4 protein-coding genes are annotated in these 3,038 nt (G+C 62.4%); 1 reads left to right on the forward strand and 3 read right to left on the reverse strand.

Annotated features, from left to right (window positions below):
• Positions 1–609: 609 nt before the first annotated feature.
• Positions 610–1,026, reverse strand: a complete 417-nt coding sequence (locus tag OB08_RS16390; RefSeq protein ID WP_461476626.1) for a hypothetical protein — start codon at positions 1,024–1,026, stop codon at positions 610–612.
• A 246-nt stretch (positions 1,027–1,272) separates the two neighbouring features.
• On the opposite strand from OB08_RS16390, the gene OB08_RS16395 reads away from it, so the two are divergent.
• Positions 1,273–1,791: a tyrosine-type recombinase/integrase gene (locus OB08_RS16395; RefSeq protein ID WP_461476628.1), complete on the forward strand. Its 519-nt coding sequence runs from the start codon at positions 1,273–1,275 to the stop codon at positions 1,789–1,791.
• A gap of 535 nt (positions 1,792–2,326) precedes the next feature.
• Here the strand turns inward: OB08_RS16395 and OB08_RS16400 are convergent.
• Together OB08_RS16400 and OB08_RS16405 are read right to left on the reverse strand one after the other, a co-directional pair.
• Positions 2,327–2,479, reverse strand: coding sequence for a flavin reductase family protein (locus tag OB08_RS16400; protein ID WP_461476630.1), 153 nt, complete (start codon positions 2,477–2,479; stop codon positions 2,327–2,329).
• Positions 2,480–2,634: 155 nt separating this feature from the next.
• Positions 2,635–2,781: a hypothetical protein gene (locus OB08_RS16405; protein ID WP_461476632.1), complete on the reverse strand. Its 147-nt coding sequence runs from the start codon at positions 2,779–2,781 to the stop codon at positions 2,635–2,637.
• Positions 2,782–3,038 lie beyond the last annotated feature (257 nt).

Below are 3,038 nucleotides of genomic sequence, written 5' to 3' on the forward strand. Positions count from 1 at the left end.
TTGAACCCGCGACCTCACGATTATGAGGAAACCTCGGGCGCGGCGGTTCAGAGCGGCTCGGGGCGGGTCCCGCGGAATCACGCGGTTCGCGACGCCCGAAAGTGGCGCTCAACTGCGTCCACGATGACCGAAGTTCGGGCCGATGTGGGCAAAATGTGGGCAAGCGCCTCAGCCGCGGAACCTTACCTGCGGTCCAGCCGAGGAAGGGCATGCGGTGCCATCTCAGCATGGGTGTGACGATGGGATTTGAACGCATACCGGATGGGGTCACAGGGATCACATGAGGTCACAGAACCGCATGAAACCAACGGCCAGAGATCCCAAACGCTCTGTTGAATCACATCGGATTCATTGAGATTGTTCCCGCGGATGTTCCCGCGGGCTGGGAAGTTCGAGACCCGACTCCCGTCCGACTTCTTTGGCCACCTCGTTGTAGCGAGGCGAGACTGCTGCCGTACGCACCCACCGGAGTCCGTCGCCGAGACTCCTGAGCGTTGCGCTGCGCCCACGGAATCTGCGAACCCCTGTCGCCGCCCATCTGCAAGATGGTTGCAGGGTCTCAACACGACCAACCGCAGGCGCCCTTGCTTCTTTTCGTCACCGCGATGGCTACGAAATCGCCTCGCGAACGAGAAGCTCCAGATCGCTGCCCCCCATCGTGCCGGACAGGCGAGAGATAACATCGGTGGCCGCAACTAAGGCGGACGCAAAGAGTGACTCGGCATCGACCTGAATTACCTCTCCAATAACGACTCCGGCTCGCTCACGGCGCGCGACGATGCGCGAGCCGTCCCGCGTCAGACTTACCCCGAAGTCGCCGTCCATGAAGTGCAAACTCGCGGCAGGGCTACCGGCGCGGAACCTCCTGAGTTCGACAATCCACCACTTGAGAACAATCAGAGGGAAGTCGGACCAATCGTCTTCTGGGAACGCCTCGCCCCCGATGCGAATCCATATCTTCCCACTGACGGCACCCGATCCGCTCCGATTGAAGGTATGCGGATCGATACAAATCTCGTCGTTCATCGCAATCCAACTCGATAGGCCGTTTCAATCACCCGCGTGGATGTGTTCACCCACATTTCTATCGACATTCCGCCACCGAAACCACGAACCAGCACTCTCTCCCCCTGCGTGTGCACCAGGGATGATCCGCGGTAGCCTCGGCAGGTCGCCGAACTCGCTCAGCGGTCCGCGCATCCCCACGTCGTCTACTTCCTCGCCTACACCGGTCTCCGGTGGGCGAAGCCACCGGACTGCGACTTCGAGACATTGACCTACCGCGGCGCCGTCACTGTCTATGAGAACGCGGTCCTGGTGAACGGACATCTTCATGTCGGATCACCGAAGACCCACCGCACGCGCTCGGTGCGTTACCCAGACTTCCTCGACCCGATGATCCGATCCCTCTTCGCCGGCAAGGACGCCACCCAGCTGCTGTTCGGCGACGGCACCAACCAACTCCGACTGCCCAACTCACAAGACGGCTGGTTCGCCAGAGCCGTGAAACGGGCGCAGAGAGACGATCCGACATTCCCGCGGGTGACACCACACGATCTCCGCCACACCGCGGCGAGTCTCGCCATCAGCGCAGGTGCGAATGTGAAAGCCGTCCAACGAATGCTCGGTCACGCGTCAGCAGCGATGACGCTGGACACGTACGCCGACCTCTTCGACGACGACCTCGACGCCGTCGCCACCGCCCTCGCCCAGGCACGCAACCGATCGATCTTCCCACCCTCAGCAGCGCCCGTCGTGCTGCCGTCGGAGGTCCCGGGCACCGGCATTTGACACCGCCCTCAGGAACGTGTGTTCCCGATCTGTTCCCCCTTCGCCGTCGCGCGAAAGAGAAGAGCCCCGCGATCCCCTGTTTCCAAGGGTTCGCGGGGCTTCGACGTGGCGGTGACGGTGGGATTTGAACGCATATGGGATCAGGTCAGACGGATCACATCGGGTTACAGAACCGCAGGGAAATCAGCACTCGGGGCTCTCAGCGCCACCATCCGGTCACATCCGATTCGCTGCAATTGGTCCCACCGCTTCAGCACCGCAGCCGGTCAGGCGATCCAGCTCCGTATCCGCGACTGTACGCGCCAGATGACGTTGTAGAGGTTGAGCGGTGCGACGTCGTACGTATCCCACGGCTGTCCCACGCGGGCGGTCCATTCAGGAATGCGTCCGCAGCAGATGCGGTGTCCGAAGACGGCGAAGAGCGAACGGCAGAGCAGGCGAACCAAGGCACGGTCCCTTCGGTCGGCGCGGCCCCTGGGCGGGGCTAGCGTTGCCGAGTGCTCATGCCGTGAAGACTACTCTCTGATGCCGGACCTCATTCCGCAGTCGTGAGAGTGCCCACGCCGAAAAACCCCGAGTCGTACCAGACGGGCGGCTCGATGCTCGGGTCGAGGGTGTATGCCTCGATCCGCAGCAGCACCATGTGGTGGTCGCCGCCATCCAAGACCCACTCGATGCTGCAGGCCATCCGCGCCGGATCCTTCCAGAGGCAGCGCCCCCTCATTCGGGCACCGCCACACCCCCCGCTGTCTTCGGGCCTGCCCGATTGCTCGTCCTGTATCCAATCCTTCTTTCTGCCGCGGATATTCGTTGTCAGCGACGCCTCGCTGGGCGCTGCAACTGTCATCGATAACTCTCGACAGCGGACGCAGTCCGCTTGCCCACCGGTGCGGACCCGATGCCCTTCGGTCCACGATCATGCAGCCGCAGATCGTAGATCGCCTGCACGTCGACGCGGAGGTACTCCGCCAACTCGCTGGCAGTCACCATCGGCTCCAGGCCCAGCCCGGAGAGCTGTTCGCTGTCCGTGACAGCAAGGTGCTCCAGGCAGACACAACTGAGCCGAGGCGGAGGGAGCACCTTCCGGCGCAGAACGCTGAAAGTGCCGCCGTCAGCGGATACCTGATGAATAGATGCTGAGCGCATCGATTCTCTGTCCCTTCGTATGGGACAAGAAGTGCTGATCAGCCGAGGTTATGTTGTAGCAGGAGCGGGGCTTGAACCCGCGACCTCACGATTATGAGGAA

This window comes from Microbacterium sp. HJ5 (assembly GCF_054824025.1).